The sequence below is a fragment of the Legionella tunisiensis genome, from assembly GCF_000308315.1.
GTDB classification, from domain to species: Bacteria; Pseudomonadota; Gammaproteobacteria; order Legionellales; family Legionellaceae; genus Tatlockia; species Tatlockia tunisiensis.
In genome coordinates this window covers 1-2121 of the sequence record NZ_CALJ01000260.1, presented here as the reverse complement: position 1 = coordinate 2121, position 2121 = coordinate 1, and the positions used below count along the sequence as shown (strand labels likewise).

Here is a 2121-nt window from a genome sequence, read left to right as displayed (position 1 = left end):
GCCATCGAGATGGTATATTTCAATGTATAACAATACTGTAATGGAAACGCGAGCTACTCGTTATATTCCCGTCCCTAACTGGGAAAAACATCACGATTGGCCACGAATTGGTGGACTACGTAATTTAATCTTCATCGGGCTTTCATCTTTCTTGCGTCAGTAAAAGTTAAGTTGACGGTGCCGGCTTAACAGTTCAGCATGTATAATATATAATCATAATTAAATTTAATTATGATTATATATTATACATGTTCACTAAATCATTAAAGGAAATACAGTCCAATTATTACTTGGTTTACCCTGGCACTAGAGTCAGATACCATGGCTTTTTGCCGGATGGTTTGTTTCAAAATATAAGTATTGATTACTCGGCTTATAATAATGGCATCCTTAAATCAGTTTCCTTTGATTCTGGTGATTCGTTTGTTAATTTAGAGCTTATTACAACAGATGAAATTCTTAGGCGTTCAGACCTGCACTGGGTCTATCATGGAACCGGGGAAAAATGCGTATTTTCATTAAATGAAGATGTATATCAAAATATACACTTATATAATCCTACTTACATAAATGGCATATTGGTATCTATATCGCTCCCAGCTAATGGACAAAATATTAATCTAGAACAGGTGTCAACGCAGACGCTGATTCAGCGAAGTAAAGCAACAACCGAAGTTGCACCAATAACGTCGGGACAAGCCATAAATTTTATTGCAACGCCTCATTTGGCCACTACTCCACAGTTAAGCGCTTTTTCTGAAGGAGCCTTTAAGAATAGTAGCGCTGGTTATATTCAAAGAGAGCAAAACCATTATGACACTGAGATATCGCCAGGAATAACTCAATCGTTTAATAGCAATCCCGATAATGCTGTAATCATTCAACTCTCTATGAATATAAACACTACAACCAATCAAAACGCTATTGTTTATAATAGAGGTGCTCACCAGATTAATGTATCAGAAGCTGGTTCAGGCATTATTCTAGAAGAGGTGGGGGCCACTGCATTGAATCAGCATTCAGATTTGCACTGGGTCTACCCTGGCACGGGTATAGAATACCATGGGCCATTTCCGGAAGATTTATGTCAAAATTTAAATTTTTATAACCCAATTTATAATGAAAAAGGCAAGTTAGTATCGGTTGCATTCTATGATGGTCGGCAAGTTATTACTCTAGAACAGGTGACAGCAAGAACCTTGAGTCGGCGTGCTGATTTGCACTGGGTCTACCTTAGCACAGGCATAGAATACCATGGACCATTTCCGGAAGACTTATGTCAAAATTTAAGTTCTTATCACCCAACTTATAATGAAAAAGGCAGGTTGGTATCGATTTCATTCTATGATGGTGAGAAAAGCGTTCCCCTAGAACATGTATCAGCAGCAACTTTGCGTTACCGTAAGCCAATCTGGGTCTATCCTGAGACAAGCATAGAATACCAAGGGGTATTGCCGGAAGATTTGAATCAAAATCTAAATTCTTATAAGCCAACTTACAAGGGGCGCAAGTTAGTATCGATATCATTTCAAGATGGTGATGAGTCTATTAAATTAGAGGTAATCACAAAGAGAGTATTGAAGCGAAGAATTGAAAATTCTAATGCAGCCATAACAACAACTGAACGAAGTGCAGCATTAGTGCCATCAATAGATGTTTCTACGCTGGACTCTGTGAATAGAGGCAATACAAATGATAAGAGAGATAGGGAAGAGGATGATGAAAATGGTCAACCAATGGTTAAAAAAGAAGGGTAGCAGATAATGAAGGTCTTAATCTATATCAATCATTGAATGACACCAGTGATATGTCTTTTAATTATAACAATATAGGGTTAGATGGCGACAATCATAGCTGGGAGAATGAGGATATATTTTTTGATTATAATCATACAGACTTTGAACCTAATATTGATTTCGATTTAGATTGGCGGCCGCCGCCACTTAATTTTAATGAGACTAATATGCAAGAATTAAGACAATCAATAACTCAAAATAGAAATTCAATGTTTTCTACAAATAGATATAGCAATCAAAGCAATACAAACTCAGGCGGTTCTGTCGAAAATAGGGGCTCCGTTGCAAATAAGCTCAAAGGCTCAAAAGTCTGAATTTCAGGCGT

2 protein-coding genes are annotated in these 2121 nt (G+C 37.2%); both read left to right on the top strand.

What is annotated here, in order from left to right; translation table 11 throughout:
* Positions 1–329: 329 nt before the first annotated feature.
* Positions 330–1757, top strand: a complete 1428-nt coding sequence (locus BN58_RS15850; protein ID WP_156812572.1) for a hypothetical protein — start codon at positions 330–332, stop codon at positions 1755–1757.
* 32 nt (positions 1758–1789) lie between these two features.
* Positions 1790–2110, top strand: coding sequence for a hypothetical protein (locus BN58_RS15845; protein WP_019217646.1), 321 nt, complete (start codon positions 1790–1792; stop codon positions 2108–2110).
* The last annotated feature ends 11 nt before the right edge of the window (positions 2111–2121 follow it).